The organism is Microcoleus sp. T2B6, from assembly GCF_036700475.1.
Lineage (GTDB): Bacteria > Cyanobacteriota > Cyanobacteriia > Cyanobacteriales > Microcoleaceae > Microcoleus.
The window spans coordinates 105,564-128,814 of the sequence record NZ_JAUBOZ010000004.1; the positions used below are offsets into that span (position 1 = coordinate 105,564).

17 protein-coding genes are annotated in these 23,251 nt (G+C 44.4%); 8 read left to right on the top strand and 9 right to left on the bottom strand.

The features are described 5' to 3' along the window. Window position 1: 1 nt before the first annotated feature. Window positions 2-775: a hypothetical protein gene (locus QUA00_RS02915; RefSeq protein ID WP_333408630.1), complete on the bottom strand. Its 774-nt coding sequence runs from the start codon at window positions 773-775 to the stop codon at window positions 2-4. 463 nt (window positions 776-1,238) lie between these two features. Between QUA00_RS02915 and topA the strand changes: the two genes are divergently transcribed. Together topA and QUA00_RS02925 are read left to right on the top strand one after the other, a co-directional pair. After that, window positions 1,239-4,001, top strand: a complete 2,763-nt coding sequence (gene topA / locus QUA00_RS02920; RefSeq protein WP_333408631.1) for a type I DNA topoisomerase — start codon at window positions 1,239-1,241, stop codon at window positions 3,999-4,001. Between the two features lie 278 nt (window positions 4,002-4,279). Further along, entirely contained in the window at window positions 4,280-6,121 is a 1,842-nt protein-coding gene (locus QUA00_RS02925; protein ID WP_333408632.1) for an AAA family ATPase, read from the top strand. A gap of 119 nt (window positions 6,122-6,240) precedes the next feature. Here QUA00_RS02925 and QUA00_RS02930 read toward each other — a convergent pair whose 3' ends face one another. Continuing rightward, entirely contained in the window at window positions 6,241-6,669 is a 429-nt protein-coding gene (locus tag QUA00_RS02930) for an HNH endonuclease signature motif containing protein (protein ID WP_333408633.1), read from the bottom strand. A gap of 5 nt (window positions 6,670-6,674) precedes the next feature. Next, a complete protein-coding gene (locus QUA00_RS02935) occupies window positions 6,675-7,046 on the bottom strand; it encodes a hypothetical protein (protein WP_333408634.1) in 372 nt (123 codons plus the stop codon). A 453-nt stretch (window positions 7,047-7,499) separates the two neighbouring features. On the opposite strand from QUA00_RS02935, the gene QUA00_RS02940 reads away from it, so the two are divergent. Then, complete coding sequence (locus QUA00_RS02940) at window positions 7,500-7,835, top strand: hypothetical protein (protein WP_333408635.1); 336 nt, start codon at window positions 7,500-7,502, stop codon at window positions 7,833-7,835. Window positions 7,836-7,937: 102 nt separating this feature from the next. On the opposite strand, the gene QUA00_RS02945 is transcribed toward QUA00_RS02940, so the two are convergent. The 3 genes from QUA00_RS02945 to QUA00_RS02955 all read right to left on the bottom strand — a co-directional run bounded on the left by QUA00_RS02945 (window position 7,938) and on the right by QUA00_RS02955 (window position 8,883). Further along, complete coding sequence (locus tag QUA00_RS02945; RefSeq protein ID WP_333025693.1) at window positions 7,938-8,291, bottom strand: DUF5615 family PIN-like protein; 354 nt, start codon at window positions 8,289-8,291, stop codon at window positions 7,938-7,940. Between the two features lie 4 nt (window positions 8,292-8,295). After that, on the bottom strand, window positions 8,296-8,622 hold the full coding sequence (locus QUA00_RS02950) for a DUF433 domain-containing protein (protein WP_333144268.1): 327 nt from the start codon (window positions 8,620-8,622) through the stop codon (window positions 8,296-8,298). Window positions 8,623-8,754: 132 nt separating this feature from the next. Next, a complete protein-coding gene (locus QUA00_RS02955) occupies window positions 8,755-8,883 on the bottom strand; it encodes a DUF433 domain-containing protein (RefSeq protein WP_333308398.1) in 129 nt (42 codons plus the stop codon). A 986-nt stretch (window positions 8,884-9,869) separates the two neighbouring features. Between QUA00_RS02955 and QUA00_RS02960 the strand changes: the two genes are divergently transcribed. Beyond that, complete coding sequence (locus QUA00_RS02960) at window positions 9,870-12,344, top strand: phosphoketolase family protein (RefSeq protein WP_333408636.1); 2,475 nt, start codon at window positions 9,870-9,872, stop codon at window positions 12,342-12,344. Between the two features lie 316 nt (window positions 12,345-12,660). On the opposite strand, the gene QUA00_RS02965 is transcribed toward QUA00_RS02960, so the two are convergent. Further along, on the bottom strand, window positions 12,661-12,954 hold the full coding sequence (locus tag QUA00_RS02965; protein WP_333408637.1) for a DUF433 domain-containing protein: 294 nt from the start codon (window positions 12,952-12,954) through the stop codon (window positions 12,661-12,663). A gap of 37 nt (window positions 12,955-12,991) precedes the next feature. Between QUA00_RS02965 and QUA00_RS02970 the strand changes: the two genes are divergently transcribed. The 3 genes from QUA00_RS02970 to QUA00_RS02980 all read left to right on the top strand — a co-directional run bounded on the left by QUA00_RS02970 (window position 12,992) and on the right by QUA00_RS02980 (window position 15,528). Beyond that, the gene (locus QUA00_RS02970; RefSeq protein WP_333200833.1) at window positions 12,992-14,098 is read left to right on the top strand and encodes an AAA family ATPase; all 1,107 of its coding nucleotides are present in this window, start codon (window positions 12,992-12,994) and stop codon (window positions 14,096-14,098) included. Then, window positions 14,091-14,777: a DUF3226 domain-containing protein gene (locus QUA00_RS02975; protein WP_333408638.1), complete on the top strand. Its 687-nt coding sequence runs from the start codon at window positions 14,091-14,093 to the stop codon at window positions 14,775-14,777. The genes QUA00_RS02970 and QUA00_RS02975 overlap by 8 nt, the downstream gene beginning before the upstream one ends. 112 nt (window positions 14,778-14,889) lie before the next feature. Then, window positions 14,890-15,528, top strand: a complete 639-nt coding sequence (locus tag QUA00_RS02980) for a histidine phosphatase family protein (protein WP_333408639.1) — start codon at window positions 14,890-14,892, stop codon at window positions 15,526-15,528. Between the two features lie 44 nt (window positions 15,529-15,572). Here the strand turns inward: QUA00_RS02980 and psaK are convergent, their stop codons facing one another. Continuing rightward, window positions 15,573-15,833 carry a photosystem I reaction center subunit PsaK gene (gene psaK / locus QUA00_RS02985; protein ID WP_333200839.1) on the bottom strand — a complete coding sequence of 87 codons (261 nt, stop codon included), beginning with the start codon at window positions 15,831-15,833 and terminating at the stop codon, window positions 15,573-15,575. A 228-nt stretch (window positions 15,834-16,061) separates the two neighbouring features. Here psaK and QUA00_RS02990 point away from each other — a divergent pair, with 228 nt between their 5' ends. Next, the gene (locus QUA00_RS02990) at window positions 16,062-17,273 is read left to right on the top strand and encodes an acetate kinase (protein WP_333408640.1); all 1,212 of its coding nucleotides are present in this window, start codon (window positions 16,062-16,064) and stop codon (window positions 17,271-17,273) included. A gap of 276 nt (window positions 17,274-17,549) precedes the next feature. On the opposite strand, the gene QUA00_RS02995 is transcribed toward QUA00_RS02990, so the two are convergent. Then, a complete protein-coding gene (locus QUA00_RS02995; RefSeq protein ID WP_333408641.1) occupies window positions 17,550-23,063 on the bottom strand; it encodes an AAA family ATPase in 5,514 nt (1,837 codons plus the stop codon). Between the last annotated feature and the right edge of the window lie 188 nt (window positions 23,064-23,251).

A 23,251-nucleotide genomic window follows, 5' to 3' on the forward strand; every position in this document is an offset into this window, starting at 1 on the left:
ATTACCAACTGATAATAAGCGGCAATCCCGGTCGAAAATCTACCTGTTGTCCCTGCACTTCTCCATCAAAACCAAGCTCCACAAAATACTCGGTTCCCATCCGTAACTTGAGCTGATTTGTCTCAACCACTGCTTGCAGTTCAGGTGACGGATTATTGGCAGCAGGACTGACTAATTCTACGCGAGTAATTTCACGTAAACCAACACCATGATCCAAAGGCTGTGACTTATCAGCAGAGTATTGATCTGGACGTTTACCAAAGGAAATTTGGAAAAGCATGGGCTCAGTCAAAACATCACTATTTGTTCCTACCGCGATACTCATCGTTTCAGATAAATAAGGTGGACGATATGCCCAACTAGAAAATGCAACTGTGTCCTCAGAACCTTTGGCTGGACGCAAACAGATGCCAAACGGACACGCACCATTATTCCGATTTGTCGATCGCTCCCAAAGACGAGTCCGATGAATTGGCTCAGACTTCGCCTCTTCTGGATCGTGAATCCATAACAATTCCAACATTGCGTTATGGAAAAAGAAAGAGCGGTTGGTTGTACCTTGTCCGCGATGAATGCGAGATGCACCCTCAACTAAACCAAAGGATGATAAACGATTAGCTTCGGAAGCACCAATATCAGTAAAGATGAAAAGATGGTCGAATTCAAATGTCATAGCATTGTTCATAGAATTGAGCGATCGCTCAAGTAATTTTAACCTTCTGTGATGGGTTTCCTTCCGATCGCCACGCTGATGCTGCACAGCGTACTGTACCAAAGTCCAAAACCTCTACTCAGTAAATCTTTTCCAATCTAAAATCTAAAATCTAAAATCTAAAATCGCCCGATCGATAATCCCAAACCTCTACTCAGTAAATCTTTCCCAATCTAAAATCTAAAATCTAAAATCTAAAATCGCGCAATCGATCGCCCCAGCCTTCAAGTTACAACCAGATTGAGGAACCATCCGCCCGCATCCCGCAGTCTCAACATCCAGTTAGCGACAATTCTGCTAGAGTCAGGTCATCATCCCGTGCATCTTGTAGAGAGGCGATTCGCAGCCTCTGCCCCCAAAGCAGTAAAATCCCATCACATTGTCACCTGCCACCCGATCGGCAGTAAGTTAAAAATTAAGGTAGTTTGAAAATAATCGCCCAAAGTTGAAAGAAGCCTTGACATCTGACCTAAACTCTCTAACTTAGACCCTCTAGCTGCGCTGCCATCCATATTTAAAAGATGCCATGTCAACCTTAGTCATCGTCGAATCTCCTACCAAAGCCCGCACCATCCGCAACTTCCTGCCCTCCACCTACCGTGTAGAGGCATCGATGGGCCATGTCCGCGACCTACCATCCTCCGCCGAAGAAATACCAGAAGCCGTTAAAGGAGAAAAATGGGCGCAACTGGGCGTAAACGTGGAAGCAGACTTTGAACCCCTCTACGTCATCCCGAAAGATAAAAAGAAAATTGTTAAAGAACTCAAAGACGCCCTCAAAGACGCCACAGAACTGATTCTAGCCACTGACGAAGACCGGGAAGGCGAAAGCATTTCCTGGCATTTGCTGCAAATCCTCAAACCCAAAGTTCCCATCAAGCGGATGGTGTTTCACGAAATCACCCGCGAAGCAATCCGCGATGCTTTGACTCACTGCCGCGATATCGACAATCGAGTTGTACAAGCCCAAGAAACTCGCCGAATTCTCGACAGACTCGTCGGTTACACACTCTCTCCGCTACTGTGGAAAAAAATCGCTTGGGGTTTGTCCGCCGGTAGAGTGCAGTCAGTCGCTGTACGCCTGTTGGTGCGGCGGGAACGGGAACGCCGCGCTTTCCGCCAAGGTAGTTACTGGGATTTAAAAGCCCTTTTGGAAAAGGGCAAGATTTCCTTTGATGCCAAACTCGTGACTGTCGGCAATGTGAAAGTTGCAAACGGCAGCGATTTTGATGAAAATACCGGGCAAATTATCGCAGGCCGCCGTGTACTTTTGCTCAACGAAGAACAGGCGCGGGCTTTACTCTCACGCATTCAAAACAAACCTTGGACTGTCGGGAATATTGAAGAACGGCCAGTCACCCGCAAACCTTCGCCGCCGTTTACGACCTCGACTTTGCAGCAGGAAGCTAACCGCAAACTGAGGCTGGGTGCGCGGGAAACCATGCGAATTGCCCAAAGTCTGTACGAACGCGGTTTTATCACCTATATGCGGACGGATTCGGTGCATTTGTCCGAACAGGCGATCGAAGCGGCGCGCAGTTGCGTGCAAGAACTTTACGGTAGCGAATACCTCAGCCCCCAACCGCGCAAATACACCACGAAAAGCAAAGGCGCCCAGGAAGCCCACGAAGCTATTCGTCCCGCCGGCAGCACTTTTCGGACTCCGCAGCAAACGGGATTGGATGGGATTGATTTCCGCCTCTATGATTTGATTTGGAAGCGGACTGTCGCTTCTCAAATGGCCGATTCCCGCCAAACTCACGTCACTGTATTAACTCAGGTAGAAGATGCCGGTTTCCGTTCCAGCGGGAAACGCATTGATTTTCCAGGCTTTTTGCGCGCCTACGTGGAAGGTTCCGACGATCCGAATGCGGCGTTGGAAGACCAGGAGGTGATTTTGCCGGCGCTGAAGGTGGGGGATAAACCTAATTGTAAGGATTTAGGGGCGATCGGGCACGAAACTCAACCTCCCGCCCGCTACACGGAAGCTTCTCTGGTGAAAATGCTTGAAAGCGAAGGTGTGGGCCGTCCGAGTACCTACGCGAGTATTATCGGTACAATTGTCGATCGGGGATATGCGAAATTAATAGCTAATGCCCTAATTCCGACATTCACCGCTTTCGCCGTCACCACTTTATTGGAAACACATTTTCCCGATTTAGTAGACACCGGTTTTACTTCCCGAATGGAACAAACCCTCGATGAAATTGCCACCGGCGAGGCGAAATGGTTGCCGTATTTGCAAAAGTTTTATACAGGGGAAACCGGACTCGCAACCCAAGTTAAAGAACAGGAAAGTCAGATTGATGCGAAAGTTGCCCGAACTGTGGTACTGGAGAATATTTCTGCTAAAGTCTGCATCGGCAAATTCGGCGCATACCTGGAATCTGAAAGCGAAGAAGGCCTGGTAAAAGCATCGATTCCCCAAGATTTGACGCCTGCAGATTTAGACCCGGAACAAGTGGAGTTTCTGTTAAAGCAAAAAATGGAAGGCCCGGAAAAATTGGGTCTTCACCCAGAAACCGGGGAACCGATTTATGTGCTGATTGGCAGTTATGGGCCATACGTTCAGTTAGGGGATGTTTCGGAAACGAACAAGAAACCGAAGCGGGCTTCTTTACCGAAGGGGACGGATAAGGATAGCGTGACGGTGGATATGGCGGTGAGTTTGTTGACTTTACCTCGGTTGTTGGGCACTCACCCGGAGACGGGGGCGAAGGTGCAAGCTAATTTGGGGATGTACGGGCCTTATGTGGTGCATGACCAGGGTAAGGTGGGGAAAGATTATCGATCGATCAAACCGCCGGATGATGTTTTGACGATCGAGCTCGATCGGGCATTAGAATTGTTATCGCAACCGAAAGCCGCCCGCGGCAGCAGCAAAACAGCTAAACCTTTGAAGGAATTGGGCGCGCATCCAGAATCGGGAGAACTTATCAATGTTTACGACGGCCGTTATGGGCCCTACGTCAAACACGGCGATATCAATGCTTCTTTGGCTAAGGATGAATCTGTGGAGAATTTCACCTTACAAAAAGCACTGGATTTGTTAGCAGCGAAGGAAGCAGCGGGCGGCGGAAAATCTAGCAGCAAGTCGAAGAAGTCAACTAAGACTGCGGCGGCGAAATCGGAGACTGCGGCGAAGAAGACTGCAGAGAAGAAAACTACTGCGGCGAAGTCAGAAACTGCGGCGAAGAAAACCACTGCTAAAAAGACGGAGACTGCGGCGAAGAAAACCACTGCTAAGAAGACGGCGACTGCCACAACAGCCAAGAAAACAACTAAGTAAAATTAGTTGAGTTTTCCGTCATCCCAGAAACCCGGTGGGCACGGGGGCATCGCCCCAAGTGCGATCGGGTTTCTTTGTGGGTAAACTATTTGACAAGCTGAGGTTGGTAGTAAAGATTTCAGTCCTTCAAATTGGGTTTGAATGTAGTAGAGCGCTCGAATCTACATCTGATAGAGTTACAAGGTATCAGAATAATTGCTTAAATACAAGTACAAGTTTAGGCAAAGACACATATAATATTAATTATTCCCAAATTGCTTAAAGCTTAAATATCTAAGATGTATCTCCGCAAATGTTTCATTCAAAATGTTGGACCGATTCCTGAGTTCGATGTTGAGTTGGATTTAGATACTTTTGGAAATCCAAAACCGATTATTCTGGTAGGTAAGAATGGAACAGGAAAAACCATTTTTTTAGCCTATGTTCTTGATGCGCTAGCAGAATTAGCGAAGAAGAAGTTTAGTGATATAGCGATAGGACAACAGATTGGCCATAGTCCGTTTTTCAAGGTAACTAGCGGTGGAGATATCCGCTCTTTATCTGGAAGCACCCTTTGCCTGTTAGAATTCTCAGACGCAGACAATAAGTTCTGTTATATAGAAAAAGTGGGTCAAATCGATCCACAGATCTACACAATAAAACTAAGAGGTCGATTTGAGCCAGTACAATCATGGCCAGAAAATGAACCAGTTTATAAGGTAGCTACAGGAGATGAGAAACAGATTGAAACTTTTTTCCACACAGGAGCAGTCTGTTTTTTTCCATCCTCTCGCCATGAGCGTCCCCATTGGTTGAATTTTAGTGCAGTAGAGGATCGACCTCTGTTTAGCAACAATCAACGGATGTCAGGAGTGCTTGGAAAACCATTGATTGTTGAACGGGCTGCCGAAGACAATCAGCAATGGTTAATGGATGTTTTACTCGACTCGCTTGTAGATGGAGACTTTGTTGTAGGAGTACCTAACCTTGAGGAGGCTTCACCAATCTACTTTCAACCGCAGCCGCAATATCTTCCAGACAAGTATTTGCTCAAAGTTGGGCGACAAAATGTTGAGAAATTGCTTCGTGCAGTTCTTGAAGACGAAAACGCTCAAATGATTTTGAATTACCGAAATGCAGTACATGGACGGGTTGCCCTTCGCTTTGGAAATGGTGTTATTGTCCCGTCATTGATGCACCTTTCAGCGGGGCAGGCTTTACTCTTCAATCTGTTTGCTACAATCATTCGCTACGCAGATATGGCCAATATTAACAACAGCATTAACCTCAATGAAATTAAGGGAATTATCTTAATTGATGAAATAGATGCTCATCTACATACAGATTTGCAGTACAAAGTTCTTCCTAAGCTAGTTAAGCTATTTCCAAAAGTACAATTTATTATTACCTCACACGCACCACTTTTTCTGCTTGGCATGGAGCATGAGTTTGGTGCTGAAGGTATTCAGATTTTGGAAATGCCTACAGGTAAGCAAATTAGTACGGAAAGATTTGAGGAGTTTTTAAAATCATTCGAGTTCTACCGTCAGACGCAAATCTTCGAGAATACAGTTGAAGAACAAGTGTTAGCGACATCTAAACCTTTAGTATTAACCGAGGGACAGACAGATGTTGCTTACATCAAAAAAGCCTTGGAATTGTTAGGGCATACAGATATTCTAGAGCAATTAGAAATCGATGAGGTTGGCAAGACCGGAAAAAAAGGTGCAGAAGGTAGCGGGTGTACTAGCTTGGACACTGCACGAAAATTTCTAGAGAATAATCACAACCGCTTTCCCCGACGAGTATTATTGCTTTACGACTGTGATACAAATAAACAGGCTGACAATGTTGGCTATCTCTCAATTCGTTGCATACCTCAGAATAACACCAATACCAAAGCCAAAAAAGGTATTGAAAATCTTTTACCAGTTGAATTGTTTAAAGACGATTTTTACAACGTAAACACTAAAGACACAGGAGATGGTGGGGAAAGTATTACGAAGACGTTAAAGAAGAAAATCTTCTGTGAATGGGTATGTCAACGAACAGAAAAAAAAGATTTTCTTCAGTTTGAAAAACTGCTAGTACCAATCATTCGGGAGTTTCTTTCCGTTGAGTGCGCGGATGAAACGACTTGATGCGCGTTTGCGTGACGGATCGCCCAAACCCCCTATCCCTGACCTCGCCCTGATCTAAAATCTCCTGGACCACCAAAAAGACGATATGTGCGATCGACCATTTGTAACCCTCAAACCTTTTAAGGAGAAATGTCTGTGGGCGGATGCCATCCAGCACTAACCCACTGACGCCTGACAGTAACAGCAATATTATTGTTTAGTTGTAGTGCTGTGACTGTTGCGCGGCCGCAATCTGTAAGTCCAATAATTTCTGTAGCGTCTTCACTCCAAGCAAAATTTTGTGACCATTGTTGAGTGCGCGGATTAAACAACTTAACGTGCTTTTGCGTGACCGGATCAAATGCGTCAGTTTGGGTTCCTTTGTAATTATTGCACAGACTACAAGCCAGCCAGAGATTTTCTTCTTCGTCAGTACCGCCAATCGCTTTAGGAATAATATGGTCAATTTCCAGTATTCCCAAAACATACATTTGTAAACTGCGACAATAACCGCATCGGTTTTGAGCTTGTGCGCGAACTCTGGCTCGAACTTGTTCGGAAATCGCCATTTTGCTTATCCTTTTAATGGTTCGAGCAAGCCGCGCCGCACAGCTTCATTTAAGGCTTGAGCTTGTCGCAATAGTCGAGTTTCATATATGTGGATTAAGCCCTGCAATTCAGCCAGTTCTACAGATGCGATCGTACCGGATTGTTGGCGGTCTAGCAATTCACTCAATCGTTGTTCTTGGAGTGGTTGCAGCCGGAGTTGAGTCTGAGTGATTACTTCTGAATCAGACAGTGCTGATACTGGTTTAGCGGTTGGTAAGAGAAAATTTTCCAGAGTTTCTACTAGAATCTCACTCACGGTGCGGTGGCGTTGCTGCGCTAGCAATTCTGCTTGGTGATAGACTTCATCTGGCAGATTTAGGGTGATTTGGGCGGTCATAGGTGCAAAGCTATGAAACTAATATTTATATTATGCCATATTTTACTTTGAGTATTAGACATCTGCCAAAAAGAAATGAAGCAGGATCTCGCTTGCTAAAAATACGGCGACAGCGACAAAGAAGAAAACTAAGTGAAATTAGTTGAGTTTTCACTCATCCAGAAACCCGGTTTATTAAAAAAACGGAGTTTCTTTATTTATAAAATACTAGACAAGCTGGCAAAAGTTGGTTTGTACTTCCGTCCTTAAAATTCTCTTCGGTTCTCTTCCTTTGTCTCATAAACGTCTGCGCGGTTCCATCGCCCCTATTTTTTTGAGACATCTCAACTCCAACTCTTGTCAAGCCTAGCTTTTCTGCTTACTTGTCACCCGTCAGCAAAATCATCCTATTTACTTATTGACAATTGCTCCTCTCTGCTCAATTGTCAGGGATCGAACATATAAGGTTAAAAATTGTATCATAAGCAACAGAAAGTACCCAATCTTTTATGTACCGCTCTACAATGGACAAAAGAAACAAGATTAAGAGGCGCGATCGCTATGGGTATGAATGAAAACCTAGACTGGGAAGAAGCATTTGAGTACCGAGCGGGCTTGACAGTGGAGTTGAAGTCCCAGCCCGGGGTTTTGCATACGATCGCTTACTATGAAGTGATGATGGTACCGCCCATCTGGTTAGAAAATGACCCGCGTCCCCGGTATTCTCACGAACTGCGAGTCGTTTCCCACCAGCCAACTGTGTCCAATGTTTGCCGGATTTCAGAGAGCCCTGTTTTAGTCGCCTCCTAAGTTTTTTCAGCGGGAAATATCGGCGATGGCATCTAGCCAGCAATCAAACCGATGCAGTGATTTTCGGATTGAGATTGCTTGAGTTTACTTTGTGGCGATCGCTTAAGATATAGATGGCGACCCAGAACGATAGACGCGAATCAATTGACCTGTTAATGTTGCAAGTGAGGAAATAGCTTCATTAATGTTAGTCGCCATTCTTGCTAAGTCATCATCTGCCTTACAGACAATAATACCAGCATGGTCAGGCTGTGAGCTGTGCAGTCTAATAAAATGACGGCGATTGAGAGTTAAAACAGCTCGATTTTCATTGACTGCAAAAGCTAACACTTCTTCGTCAGGAATTTTTTGGTTATCTTTTCCGGCTTCTTGCACTGTCAGAATATTGTGCCCCATCTGGCGCAGCAATTCTACAACCTCTCGGGGAAATTGTTCGTCACCATAAAGACGCGCCATCATTTCAATCCTCGTCATTTTCGCGGATAGCTATTTCAATTTCATCGGGAAAAGCTGCCGCATAAGTCCAGGCATTTGCTAAATCAGTAGCCGTTAGTGTGGGATAGTTATCTAAGAGTCGAGACTCGTTCATACCCAAGCGACGAAAACTTTCCAGTACCCAAACAGGAATGCGAGTGTTTCTGATACAAGCATCACCGCCGCAGACACCGGGAGTCTTGCTAATTCCTTGCCAGGTGTTGGCTAAGTTCTGGGTTAATAATTGGATGATTTGAGCTTTCTCGGTTGGCGTTAAAGCCAGAAGTTGCGCTTCTAATTCTTTGATAGTCATAGAAATTTTGGTACTTATGAAATATAGCGGTTCTCAAGCGTGGTGAGGTATGCGGGCTCCTTCCTATGCCCATGCCCTATGCCCTATGAGCACCTCATGTTAATGAGAAAGGCTATATGTATGTATTTGCTATTATAGTGCGATCGCCAGGAGTCGAGACTTGTTCATACCCAAACGACGAAAACTTTCCAGTACCCAAACAAGAATGCGAGTATTTCTCCTACAAGCATCACCGCCACAGGCACCGGGAGTTTGGCTAATTCATTGCCAGGTGTTAAGCTTTTACGCATCTAAATTGTATTTTTGGGCGGGCGGAACGCTAGGGCCCCTAATCCCCACAAGAATTTGCTCGAATTTGATTGTCAAATTTAGATGCGCCTCAGCTTAGCTAAATTTTGGGTTAATAATTAGATAATATGTATTGGTTGTTATACGCAATTCCTTTCTCTCGGATCTCTTCCTCTACGCCCTCTGCGCCTCTGCGATTCATAAAAAAAAGCCCGTTTACAAATGAAATAGCCTTGCTATAGCGGTTCTCAATAAAATGAGGTACACACCGCTCGCAACTGATGCCCACGGAGGCCACGGAGGCCACGGAGGCCTATGCCCGCGAGAGCACCTCATGTTACTGAAAAAGGCTATATATCTTTTTAACTTCTTGATAAATCTCTAAATTATAAAAATTGCTCACCCTTTTACCCTGAGCTTCAACGAACACAAAAAACTTTAAGATAAAAAAAGTCATACCATTTTAGATTTTAAATTTTAGATTGGGAATGACTGAGGACATAAATCTTTGGATATTGCCTACAGTTGGATTTTTTTTGATAACCGGTATCAGCTATCGGCAGGCACAAAGTACAATCAACTTTAGGTATAAATCATGATGAGTTCTACCTTGAGAAGTATATTTTTCGGTACTTGCACAACATATCGCACCACTCGCAATATATACGGATCGGTTCGCAATGCACACTCTACGAAAAATCTGGTGTAAATCCTATTTTCTATTGCTGAATTCCTTGATCCCCGAAAATCGTCGCCTTTATTCGAGCAGAACTGTGCGATGTTTAGCCAGAAATTAACATTGATTTAAACTTTAATTTAGGCATAAACGAGCTAGAATTCAATAGTTTGCGTGGAAGACATGGAGGTTAAATACAAAAAGTCTGCTATAACAAATTAATATCGATCGCACTTCTCGATCGCACTTTACAAAACAACCACAACTTAGGAGTCAATCGCTGATGATGCTAGGAACAACCGATCTCCCGCAATTAAAGCCGCTTTCCGACTCAGAACTACACAAAATGAACGCCTACTGGCGGGCGGCAAACTACCTATCCGTCGGACAAATCTATCTCCTCGACAACCCCCTACTCAAAGAACCCCTCAAAATCGAACACGTCAAACCGAGACTCCTCGGACATTGGGGCACTACTCCAGGTTTAAACTTCATCTACGTTCACCTCAACCGCATCATCAAAGCCCAAGACCTCAACACCATCTACATCGCAGGCCCTGGACACGGCGGGCCGGGCTTGGTCGCCAACACCTATCTCGAAGGCACTTACAGCGAATATTACTCGAACATTTCCGAAGATGAAGAGGGTATCAAACGGCTGTTCAAACAGTTCTCCTTTCCCGGCGGTATCCCCAGCCACGTCGCCCCGGAAACCCCCGGTTCGATTCACGAAGGCGGCGAACTCGGCTACGCCCTCGTCCACGCTTACGGTGCCGTCTTCGACAATCCCGATTTGATTGTGGCGGCCGTTGTCGGTGACGGGGAAGCCGAAAGCGGCCCCTTGGCTGCTAGCTGGCATTCTAACAAGTTTCTCAACCCGGTTCGCGACGGGGCGGTGTTGCCGATTTTGCACTTGAATGGCTACAAAATTGCCAATCCAACTCTGTTGGCCCGCATTCCGCAGGAGGAATTGGAAAGTTTGATGGTCGGTTATGGCTACAAACCTTATTGGGTGGAAGGTTCAGACCCGGAAACCATGCACCAGTTGATGGCTGCAACTCTCGATACCGCGATCGGCGAAATTAAGGCGATTCAGGAAAAAGCCCGGACAGAGGGCTATTCCGGCCGTCCCCAGTGGCCGATGATTGTGATGAAAACTCCCAAAGGCTGGACGGGGCCGAAGGAAGTTGACGGTAAGAAAACTGAGGATTATTGGCGATCGCACCAAGTCCCACTTTCGGAAATGGCTTCTAAGCCGGGACACGTCCAACTCCTGGAAGATTGGATGAAAAGCTATAAGCCGGAAGAACTCTTCGACGAAAACGGCAAGTTAATTCCCGAATTAGCAGAACTCGCACCCAAGGGATCTCGGCGCATGGGGGCAAATCCCCACGCTAACGGCGGCCTGCTGCTGCGAGACTTGAAAATGCCGAAATTTGAAGACTACGCCGTTGACGTGCAAAAACCGGGCACTGTAATGGCAGAAGCAACCCGCGTTTCCGGCCGCTTCCTGCGAGACGTGATGACACTGAATCAGGAGAACGCCAATTTCCGCATTGTCGGGCCTGACGAGACGGCCTCAAACCGCCTCGATCCGGTGTTTGAAGTGACGAACCGGGTGTGGGCGGGGGAAATTTTGCCCGAAGACGACCACATCTCCCCCGATGGCCGGGTGATGGAAGTCCTCAGCGAACATCTATGTCAGGGATGGCTGGAAGGCTATTTGCTGACGGGACGCCACGGATTTTTCTCCTGCTACGAGGCGTTTATTCACATCATCGATTCGATGTTCAACCAACACGCCAAGTGGTTGAAAACTACTAACGACATTCCTTGGCGCCGACCGATCGCCTCTCTCAACTACCTGCTAACTTCTCACGTTTGGCGGCAAGACCACAACGGTTTTTCTCACCAAGATCCGGGTTTTATCGACCACGTAATTAACAAGAAAGCGGAAGTGGTGCGGATTTATTTGCCGCCCGATGCGAATACTTTGCTGTCAGTAACGGATCACTGTCTCCGCAGTCGCCACTATGTCAACGTGATTATTGCAGGGAAGCAGCCGGCATTGCAGTATTTGGATATGGATTCTGCGATTAAACACTGTACCGCCGGCATCGGCATTTGGGAGTGGGCCAGCAACGATAAAGGTGGCGAACCAGATGTGGTGATGGCTTGCGCGGGTGATGTTCCGACGCTGGAAACTTTGGCTGCGGTTGACATTCTCCGCCGAGATTATCCCGATTTAAAAGTACGGGTGGTGAATGTGGTGGATTTGATGACGCTGCAACCTGCTAGCGAACATCCCCACGGTTTGTCTGACAAGGATTTTGATACTTTGTTCACGAAAGATAAGCCGGTGATTTTTGCTTTTCACGGCTATCCTTGGCTGATTCACCGCTTGACTTATCGCCGGACAAATCACTCGAATATTCACGTTCGGGGTTACAAGGAAGAGGGAACGACTACGACGCCGTTTGATATGGTGGTGATTAATGACCTCGATCGATTCCATTTAGTTGGAGATGTACTCGATCGCGTTCCCAAACTGAGTTCTGTCGCAGCTTACGGCAAACAAGCTGTCCGTGACAAGCTGATCGAACACAGGCACTATATCAACGAACACGGCGATGATATGCCGGAAATCCGCGACTGGAAGTGGCCGCACGCGGGCCCGGTTTCGCCGGAAGCGCCGAAGGAAACGAAAGATCCGACAACGACAGGAGATCAAACCGTGCGATCGGGTGCTCCTGGGTAGGTGCGATCGCTGTCTGAAAAGAAAGTCCTCAGAAATTGAGGGCTTTTTTTAGTTGTTATGAGAAATCTGTCGTTAGTCCGCGAGTCCGCCAGGGGTTGAAAACCCCTGTCTCATAGCAAAAGTCGGTTGAAACCGACTATCGATTTTAGATTTTAGATGTTAGATTGGGAATTATTGATTTGAGATTGGAGATTTGAGATTTGAAATTAGGAATTAAGTGGTTTATTTAATTGGCGTTTCAGTCCTCTTTTAGAGGACTTTCGCTATGAGACGGGGGTTTTCAACCCCCGGCGGACTTGCGGGTTAATCGATATCTTCATGCTTGTGCCATCTGCGTTAACGAGGCTAGGGCGCGATCGAGTAATACCTCAACTTGGGCGCGAGTTACTCCCGGAAACCATTCGAGAAACTGGTCAATAGAGGCCCCATCTTTAAGGTTCTCGAAAAAGGCGGCAACAGGTACGCGCGTTCCCCGAAATATCCATGCACCACTCACCTTGGTCGGATCGCGTTCAATGACTTCAAAGAGGTCTATATTCTGCATGACGTTCGTTGCTTGTTGCGGATGAAGTAAAACAACTAAGATAGAATTAATCTTATCATAAATCAATGGTGGTTTAGGATTTGTACATTCAAAAGAGGCGGGAATGCTTAAAGAAATAGAAATCCAAAATTTTAGGTGTTTTGAGCAAATCAAAATTTCTGGGTTTGAAAGAGTAAATTTAATCGGCGGTAAAAATAATGCTGGCAAGACAGCATTGCTAGAAGCACTTTTTCTCTATAACGATCCCGACGGTAGAAGTATATTCGCATTAAAAAAGCTGAGAATGGAATCGTCAGCATCGTCAGAATCCTCAGAATGGATAGAATCAATAGAATCCATATATAAAAGGGAATGGGACAACTTGTTTTATTCCCTCAACAAAGACGCAGTTATAGTAATTCATGGAAAAGATGAAAGTAATGTCGTAGATAAAATAGAAATTTGGTTAGATGAATCTGGAAATGTAGACAATATTTTCTCAGACACAAATGTAGAAAGATTAAGAGAGTTATTCTTGAAGGATAAAGATGATTTGTCAGTCCTAAATATCAAATTAACTCGATACAATCAAGAAACTGTTAATTCCGTTGCAATAGCTACTTCATCAAAAAAAATGGGGTTTGGCAGTCGTCCTAATGTTAAAGAACCGCATTTTATTCCATCTTGTATGAGGTCTTTTGAAAGGAATCTCACGGAACTATTTGACCTGGCGCGTTTGAATGAAAAAGATAGCGAAGTTTTGAAAGCTTTTCAAATTCTCGACTATTCAATAGAATCAGTAGACAGTTTTTCGATCGGGGAACCCACGCTCTACTTGAGAAGGAAAGGCGAAAAGCGTTTGCCTTTATCATTGTTTGGAGATGCCATTAACAGAGTTGCAGAAATAATCCTTAAACTGGTAAACAGCGAACACAAAATACTGCTAATTGATGAGATAGAAAATGGCATACACCATACAAGTCAGCGGGAGTTTTGGAGAGTGTTATTTCGGTTGGCGGTTGAAATGGATACGCAGATTTTTGCTACAACGCACAGTTTAGAGATGCTTCAAGCATTTGCGGATGTGGGTTTAGAACAAAATCAGGAATGCAGCAGCGCATATTTTGAACTAGCAAGGAAACTCAAAACAAATCAAATAATCGGAAGTCGGCTCGATTTGGAAACTCTTAGTTATGCCATTGAGCATCAAGAAGGAGTGAGAGGTGAGTAATATTGTCATAGTAGAAAGTAAAAATGATAAAATTTTCATGCAGGCAATGGTTGAGAAACTAAACTGTGATATCCAGGTAGATCCACCTATTTATATAGATGATTATAAAAGTTTGGAAGGCTTGAGCGAAACAGAGTTAATCAAAGCTTTAAAAAATTTACCAAGAAAGATTGACCGAAAAGACATCGAAAAGATTGGAATTATTATCGATATTGATAAGTGTTCAGAGCAAGAACGGCTGAAATTCGTAGATAGATGTATAAAACAAGTGTTTGAAGCTGCAAGCTTGTCAAGCACTAAACAATTTATCGATATTTGTACAAATTATGGAACAAATGCAAAATTGGCTTGTTACTTTACAAATTTTGAAGGTAAAGGCGAACTGGAAACGCTTTTAAAGGCAATAAAGGCTAGAGAATCTCCTCATGCTGATTGTTTGGATAGCTGGAAAACCTGCATAGAAAGCCAGGGACAGCAAATTAACCAGAAAGGTTTTGATAAATTCTGGGTAAGCATCTATCTCAGGTATGATACTTGCTCAGATAACGAACAGCAACAAGCTGGCAGGAAATGCAGTATGTCTGGGTTTGATTATGTTATGAAACACAAAAAAGATATTTGGGATTGGGATAATCCTGCACTCGATGATTTGAAGGAGTTTTTTAAACTCTTTTGCTAATATGATAAAATAAACAAGAAATATTCGGCGGTTGAAACCGCTACTACACAAGCGAAGTCCGCCTTCGCGGACTAAAGAATAAACAGGATTTGATATCACAATTAAGTAATTTATGAGCTTAAAAATCTACTTTCTACGACACGGTGAGACGACTTACAGCCAAACAGGTGGCTTCTGCGGCGCTATCGATCCAGAATTAACGCCCGAAGGTTCTCAAATGGCAGAACAGTTTGCTGCTACTTACGCAAAGTTGCCTTGGAATGCTGTTTATGTCAGTCCGATGAAACGAACTATTGCTACTGCAAAACCTTTGTGCGATGCTGTGGGAATTGAAATGCAGCTTCGCGACGGACTGAGGGAAATTAAGTACGGTGAGTGGGAAGGCAAAACAGTAGAAGAGGTCAAAAAAGAATACGAAGAAGATTATATTAATTGGCTGACTGAACCTGCTTGGAATGCACCAAACGGCGGCGAGACTTCCGTGGAAATTGCCAGTAGAGCTTCCTTAGTTATCGCAGAAATTCAGGAAAAGTACAAGAGCGGTAATGTGTTGGTTGTCTCGCACAAAGCAACTATTAGGATTATTCTGTGCAGTTTGTTGGGGATTGATTTGGGACGTTATCGCGATCGCATTGCCGCTTTAGCAGCTTCTGTCAGTATTGTTAAGTTTGAGGTGCACGGGCCACTGCTGGAGGTTTTGGGCGATCGATCGTACATGGATGAAAACCTCCGCAATTTGCCCGGTACTTGAAATTGCGGGTAGGGTGCGCGTACTGCGTACCCTCTATTCTGCAACTAAATCGCGCCTAAGTTAGACAATCCTAAAATAGCACCTGCTCCCAAAATATGACCAAATGCCATAGTTCCCACAACTGCACCCAAACTCAAACCGCCGAACATACTGGATGAGGGCATTGCTGGGCCTGTGTGAGGCTTTTGGATGGTTGATTTGCCGATCGCAATAGCTAAAATATTGCAAAGAATCATAATCAAACCGATCGTGGGGCTCCACTCTATGGTTCTGGGGGCAACGGCAAGTAAAATTGGTGTAAACATCGATCGACTCCTTAAACTTTAGTAAACGAAAATGTGCATAGAAGATATATCAAAAAAATGCAACTGTTCGCTACACATTGCATTAAGAGTTAATTTTTCGACATATTTCTTAAAAATTTTCCCAGGATCTCAAGGTTTCTTCGTCTGTGCAGGCGGATGAAAGTTGGACAAGATGCGATTGCAATCGCCTAGCGATCGAAAGAACGAATCAACAGGAAATAATAAAGCATGAAAATACTGGTGTTAAATGCGGGTTCTAGCAGTCAAAAGAGCTGTCTTTACGAGTTAAACGATGTCCTCCCCGATCGACCTTTGCAACCCCTCTGGTCAGCTCAAATTGATTGGACTCACCAGCAGGGTATAGCAGAGTTGAAAGTCAAAACAGCAAAAGGCGATCGGCTTGAGGAGGAATTTGCATCCGAGTCTCGCAAAGATGCTATTTCTCGAATGCTGGAGAGTCTTTGGAGGGGAAGAACTCAAACAATTAATGATTTAAAAGAGATTAATATTGTCGGCCACCGCGTCGTACACGGCGGGGAAGATTATCAGCAAAGTACGTTAATTTCGCCGGATGTTAAAAAGGCGATCGCCCGTTTATCTGTTTTCGCCCCTGTCCACAATCCGGTTAACCTCGAAGGTATCGAAGCGATTGAAAAAATCCTCGAAGATGTGCCGCAAGTAGCAGTATTTGATACAGCTTTTCACGCACAATTGCCGCCCGCAGCCTTTGTTTATCCCGGCCCCTATGAATGGCTGGAAAATGGGATTCGGCGCTACGGTTTTCACGGGATTAGCCATCAATATTGCGCGCGTCGGGCCGCCGACCTTCTGGGTCGAGATGTGGCAGATTTGCGGTTGGTTAGCTGTCATTTGGGCAACGGATGTTCTCTGGCGGCCATTCGGGGTGGCTGGAGTGTTGACACCACGATGGGATTTACGCCTCTGGAAGGTTTGATGATGGGAAGTCGATCGGGTTCGATCGATCCAGGCATTCTCATTCATCTGTTAAAACAATCCGATTTTACTGCTGAGAAACTTGATGGTATTCTCAATCGAAATTCTGGTTTAAAAGGGATTTCAGGCGTGTCTAGCGATCTGCGGCAGATTGGAGATGCGATCGCCCAAGGTAATCAGAGAGCTCAACTTGCTTTGGATATTTACATCCACCGTTTGCGTGCCGGAATTGGTGCCATGCTGGCGAGTTTAGGAGGGTTGGATGCTTTAATTTTTACGGCGGGAGTTGGCGAAAATTCTGCTGTTGTGCGGGATGCCGCTTGCGAAGCTTTTGGATTTATAGGGTTAAAATTGGATGAGGAGAAAAATCAACATTCACCGATCGATCAAGATATTGCGGCAGTGGATTCAGCGGTGAGAATTTTGGTAATTCACACGCAGGAGGATTGGGAAATTGCGCGAGAATGCTGGAAACTTTATCACTAACTTATTGTATGAATTCCTGCAACAGCTATGCCCACTCAGCTTCGCAGAAGGGTCAACAATCACGAACGGCGCAACCGGAATATATCTAATTCATCTGCGTTTATCTGTGTTTATCTGCCCTCATCGGCGGTTAAAAAAAGAGAATGTATTCACCTCAGATGACAATGGATGGACGCGGATTTACGCAGATAAAGAGAGGTAGAGACGTTTATTCTTCCATTTTCCCTGAAACATCATTACTCTTTCAGCAATGCTGTGGGTTGATAGTAGCGCCGATTACAAAACTTGCCGTGGGGCGATCGGAATTTCAATAATAAACTCGCTTCCCTCTCCGGGTGCAGAAACGCAAGTCAATTTTCCGCCATGAGAACTGACAACAATCGAGTGAGAAATAGACAATCCCAAACCAGTTCCCGAACCCACGGGCTTAGTTGTAAAAAATGGATCGAATATCTTGTGCAGCACCTCAGTGCTCATCCCCGGCCCGCTGTCGGCAATTCTAATTATGGCAGAATTCCTGTCTGTCACCTCTGTAGAAATTGTAATAGTAGGCTGTTTATGAGAGTTTTCCGGGCAATCTCTTGCTACGAGGAGAGCATCGATCGCATTTGTCAAAATATTCATAAACACCTGATTCAACTGAGACGCATAACAAGTAATTAGGGGTAGCGTGCTGTAATTTTTAATCACCTCAATTCCCAAACGCCCGCCCTCTTTTCTCAGGCGCGGTTGCAGCAACATCACCGTACTGTCGATGCCTTGATGGATATCTACCGACTTCATTTGCGCTTCGTCGAGGCGCGAGAAATTCCGCAAGCTTAGCACAATATCCCGGATTCTTTCCGCTCCCACTTTCATGGAATCCAGCAGCTTTTGCAAATCCTCGCTCAAGAATTCCAGCTCAATTGTTTCTATTTCTTCGAGAATTTCCTCAGCAGGCTCTGGATAGTGCTGCTGGTAAAGCTCAATCAATTTTAACAAGTCTTTAACGTATTCGCTAGCCGGATTAAGATTGCCGTAGATGAAACTTACAGGATTATTAATTTCGTGAGCTACACCAGCGACCATTTGCCCCAAACTAGACATCTTTTCCGTTTGGATTAATTGAGCTTGAGTTAGTTTAAGTTCGCGCAAAGTTTGTTCTAAACGCTCGTTTTTTTCATTTAACTCCTGCGTCCGCTCTTGCACTTTCTGTTCCACAGAATTGTAAAGTAGAGCATTTTCCAAAGAAATAGCAACTTGGGAAGAAAGCAACCTTAAAACTTCCAATCTGTGGGGAGTAAATGCTCCGACAGTCAAATTGTTTTCTAAATAAAGAATGCCGATTAGTTTCCCTTGATTGATGATGGGAGTACACAAAATAGATTGGAGTTTGTGTTTGGCAACGTAAGGATCTGCTGTAAATAGTCCCTCAGCCGCCGCATTGCTCAACACCAAATCCGAGCGAGTCCTTTCCACATAATTAATAACCGTCACAGGTAAATCCTGATAGCCTTCAACAGGCGTAAATTGCAGCACAGCTACATCTTCAGCAAATACTGAGGCTTTAGCTGAAATCAACAGTTGACCATCTCTGACTAAAATCAGAAAACCTAATTGAGCACCCGCATTTTCTAAGGAGATTCTCATCAAAGAAGCCAGCAACTTATCGAGGACAATTTCGCTAGAAATCGCCAGAGATGCTTTCATTACCGTTGCCAAATCCAGGACTCTCGCATCGCTGCCCGTAGAAGTATGAATAGTTGTGGTAGTTTGATTGTTGTTAAAACTTCCGTTGATCGGGGTCATTTCCCGCAACTGCGGATACTTCTGTTCTAAATCTTCTACTTTGCGAACTGCACCCCAGCGCAAGTAGCACGAGTGAGCTTCGCGCAAGTGGATTTTGGCATATTGATACTTGCCTTTACTCAACCAAAACTTAGCTGCTAGTTCATTAGCTAGCGCTTCATTTTGGACAAATTCATTGTCTTGGGCTAAATTTATAGAGAAATCGTACAGTTCTACAGCTTCTGAATCTTTCTTGGAAATTCTGGCTATTTCTGCTTGTACTAAAAGGTACTTGTGCAGAAAATTTTCGGCACAGTTGTCTGCCCAAATTTTCATCTGTTTTTGGTTTTCCTCTAACTTTTCCAAATATTCCTTTTGCTTCTCTTCTGAAACATTTGGGAAAACGGCGGCTAAAGTTAGAGAAAAGAAAAAATTCCATTCGGTAGCGGGTATGGCTCCAGTAATAAAAGATAGCTGTTTTTCTACTTCAAAAGCTAGTTGTAGCGCTTCGTTGAAGTTGCCGTACCAGTACATTACCTGGCATTTGCGAATCTGATAAAGGCAGAGCGAGTACAAATTTTGATGAGCTTGGCAGTTGTGTACGTATTCAGCTTCGCTGATATCTTCGCTTTCAAATACAAACTTTTCAGGAGTTAGTTTGCTCAAGTTACGCAGGATTAACTCTACCCCTAATAATATATCGGTTACGAGCTGATTTTTGGTTTTTTGGCTGAACTGCAAATACCTGCTCGTATCGACCAGAATTTGCGATATTTCTTTACCTTGAAAAAATGAGTTAGCTATGCGGTTGGACAGGATATAACCCGCATACTCTAAATCTCCTGATTCTAAAGCTGCTTGATATCCTTCATTGCTGATCGCGTGGGAATCTTTGATGTGGTTGAACCAGTAATAAAAAATACTGACCAGGGATGAACAAGCTCTGCACTTCAAGCCGATATTGCCCGATTTTTCGCTGAGATTCAGCGATAGCAAGCCGAATTGATACGCAGCTTTGTAATCTCCCGAAACTGCGTTTAAGAACATACCGTAGCCAGCATAGCAAAGAGAGGCTTCGGGTACTAAACCGTATTGTAGAGAAAGATTGACTCCTTTTAAAACGCTGACTTTCCACAAGTCTGGATTTTTAAGGTACGCCGATGTCAGCAAGTTTGTAATTAATTTGACTGCAACTTTTTTGTCGGGTACAGTCATTTCGGGGGCGTCAATTAGGGAAGCTATTTCTCTACCTGCTAAAATATTTGTGGCTGCTGCAAATTCTTCGGATATGACTTTTTGTAGCCCGTCTAGGGGTAAGTCAATGCCTAGCAAGTCCAAAGCTTTGATTCCGGCTTTAACGGCTTCTTCGTACTTCGCCCGCAGGGTGTACTGCACGATCAGCAGGTTGTAAATTTCTACCTTTTCTAAGGGCGATCGCGCTTTTTCCAGAGTTATATTAATAAATTCTTCAGACTTCTCAAAAAAACCGTTTAAATACTCAACATTTGCCCGCTCCATGTGCAAGGCAAAGGCTAAATCGTAGTGGGCATCCCAAATATCGGCGCTCAAACCGTCCATGCCTGCGGTCAAATACTGCAAGGCAGCAACATAAGCAGTGGCATCTTTGGCTCTGCGGGCGGCGTCTAAATTCAGCGTTGCCAGTTCAATTAATTCTCGATCGTCTTTAATTAGCGATCGAGCCACATTCAAGTGATCGACTAATTCAAAGATTCTGTCAGCGCGATATTCAGCCGGGGTGTTTTCTAGGATTTGCCTGCCTATTTTCAGGTGAACTGCCTTTTTTTGCGAGTCGTCGATCAGAGCGTAAGCTGCTTGCTGTACGCGATCGTGCAAAAATTTATAATTCAGAATTAATAGCGGAAACAGCACGTAATCTAATGACTTGCTTTCCAATTCCGAAGTTGGCAGAATCAGTCCCGACTTAATCGCGGGCAACAGGTGAGAAAAAGTTTCCGAGGCTTCTTTTTCATTAATTAAAGAAAGAGTATTTAAGTCAAATTCGTTGCCCAAACAAGCCACTAAACGCAAAACTTGCTGCGTTGAGCTTGGCAGTTTTCTCAATTTTTGTACCATCAAATCTACTACATTGTCAGTGATCGCGCACTGCTCAATTTGAGTCATATCCCAATGCCAGCCGCCCTTGCTCCCCGACTGTGGCGGGTGAAAAACTAGCAGGTTTTCCTGATACAATGTTTGTAGGAATTGATTTACAAAAAAAGGATTGCCGTCGGTTTTGCTGATTACCAATTCAGCTAACGGTTTGACAGATTCTCGATCGCTGTGCAAAGTCTCCGCAATCAAATGAGTTATGTTTTCCACCCCCAGCGGCGACAAAGCAATCTGATTAATGATAGCTTCCTGATTTCGCAGCGTCTCCACAGTCATCATTAAAGGATGAGTAGGACTAACTTCATTATCCCGATAAGCACCAATTAAAAACAGATATTGCGTAGCTTCATCTGTCATCATCAATTCGATCAATTTGAGAGTAGCCGAATCAGCCCACTGCAAATCGTCGAGAAAAATGACCAGCGGATGTTCTGGCTGGCAAAATACGCGAATGAAATTTTGAAATACTAAATTAAAGCGGTTCAGAGATTCCGTCGGCCCCAATTCAGCTACAGGAGACTGAGCTCCGACAATTAGTTCAACTTCGGGAATGACATCAATAATAATTTGTCCGTTTTGACCGAAGGAAGTGCGGAGTTTTTCGCGCCAAACTGCTAATTGAGCTTCGCTTTCAGTTAAGAGTTGCCGCACCAATTCCGAAAAAGCGCTGACAACGGCAGAATAAGGAATAGTCCGCTTGTACTGGTCAAACTTTCCCCAAATAAAATATCCACGTCTGCGGGTAATAGGTTTGTCTAAAATCTTCACCATTGCAGATTTTCCAATGCCGGAATAACCGGCAATCAGCATCATCTCGCTGCGGGATTTATGTTGTCCTCTCGCTAGGACTGACAAGGGAACTTCTTTTTTTGATTTGAACTCTTTTTTGATGACTGAAATTTGAGAATCGTCGGTGCGGTAGCCTCGATTATTTGTTGCTGCTACCCGTTCAAATGCCGCTAAAAGAGTTTCAACTTCTCGCTGTCTGCCGTAAAGTTTTTGAGGTATTTGAAATTTGTCGGAAATATCTTGGCGACCGAGAGGAAAATCGGAAACAAACCCAGATGTTTGCCACTGAAACAGGCAGGATTCCAAATCTGCTTTTAGTCCCCAAGCACTTTGATAGCGCTCCTCAGCGGTTTTTGCTAACAATTTCATCACAATATCTGAAACAGCTTTAGGAATTTCTGGGGCTATTTCAGCGAGAGGTACTGGCTGTTTGGCGATGTGACAGTGAACTAACTCCATAGGATCTGTAGTGGGAAAAGGGAGTTGTCCTGCCAGGATTTCATAGAAGGTCACGCCGAGGGAATAAAAGTCGGTGCGGTAATCGACTACCCGGTTCATTCTACCGGTTTGTTCGGGAGACATATAGGCTAAGGTGCCTTCTAGAAAATTGGGATTTTTACTGGGAATATTTTCCAGGTTGGATGCTGTTGAGATGCTGAAATCTATTAGTTTAACTTGTCCGGTAGCAGGATTAAAAACTATATTAGAGGGATTTATATCTTTATGAATTACATTTTTCCCGTGAATTTCTCCCAAAGTTTCAGCAACTTTGATGGCAGTAGTCAGAAATCCTAAAAGGGTAAATTTTTGGGATCCCATAAAAATTTTTAAAGATTCCCCGCCAAAATCTTCTAAAATCATTGCCAGACTATTTCTAACCTGTTGCAACTTATACACTTTCACAACTCCGTCCAACAGGCTTAAGTTGGCAGTGATCTCATATTCGCGCTTGTATCTATTCAGTTCTTCAGGAGTCGGATAGTCTTCTTTGATAAGTTTGATAATAACAGGTTGGTTGTTCTGCTCGTTGTGGCCGCGGTAAACCAGGGAAGTGCTGCTTTCATAAATGAGAGCGAGAACTGCAACGCCGGGAATTGCCATCATAGTTGGGTTCTCTCAAATTAGGTGTGCTTGGTCAATGTTACAGGACTGACGCGCGGCGGGCTAGAAACCCGGTTTCTTCGTTGCTAGTCGTTGACAAACCCAAGATTTTTTCGGGTAAATCGGGTTTATTATCCTAAATCCTATGTTATTCTTCATTATCGCTCAAGAGCTATCTTTTGGGATGTGTG

Excerpts from the sequence above, each read along its gene's own strand:
- topA (WP_333408631.1), top strand. The coding sequence starts at position 1,239 with ATGTCAACCTTAGTCATCGTCGAATCTCCTACCAAAGCCCGCACCATC.
- QUA00_RS02925 (WP_333408632.1), top strand. The coding sequence starts at position 4,280 with ATGTATCTCCGCAAATGTTTCATTCAAAATGTTGGACCGATTCCTGAG.
- QUA00_RS02930 (WP_333408633.1), bottom strand. The coding sequence starts at position 6,669 with ATGGCGATTTCCGAACAAGTTCGAGCCAGAGTTCGCGCACAAGCTCAA.
- QUA00_RS02935 (WP_333408634.1), bottom strand. The coding sequence starts at position 7,046 with ATGACCGCCCAAATCACCCTAAATCTGCCAGATGAAGTCTATCACCAA.
- QUA00_RS02945 (WP_333025693.1), bottom strand. The coding sequence starts at position 8,291 with ATGGCGCGTCTTTATGGTGACGAACAATTTCCCCGAGAGGTTGTAGAA.
- QUA00_RS02950 (WP_333144268.1), bottom strand. The coding sequence starts at position 8,622 with ATGACTATCAAAGAATTAGAAGCGCAACTTCTGGCTTTAACGCCAACC.
- QUA00_RS02960 (WP_333408636.1), top strand. The coding sequence starts at position 9,870 with ATGATGCTAGGAACAACCGATCTCCCGCAATTAAAGCCGCTTTCCGAC.
- QUA00_RS02970 (WP_333200833.1), top strand. The coding sequence starts at position 12,992 with ATGCTTAAAGAAATAGAAATCCAAAATTTTAGGTGTTTTGAGCAAATC.
- QUA00_RS02980 (WP_333408639.1), top strand. The coding sequence starts at position 14,890 with ATGAGCTTAAAAATCTACTTTCTACGACACGGTGAGACGACTTACAGC.
- psaK (WP_333200839.1), bottom strand. The coding sequence starts at position 15,833 with ATGTTTACACCAATTTTACTTGCCGTTGCCCCCAGAACCATAGAGTGG.
- QUA00_RS02990 (WP_333408640.1), top strand. The coding sequence starts at position 16,062 with ATGAAAATACTGGTGTTAAATGCGGGTTCTAGCAGTCAAAAGAGCTGT.
- QUA00_RS02995 (WP_333408641.1), bottom strand. The coding sequence starts at position 23,063 with ATGATGGCAATTCCCGGCGTTGCAGTTCTCGCTCTCATTTATGAAAGC.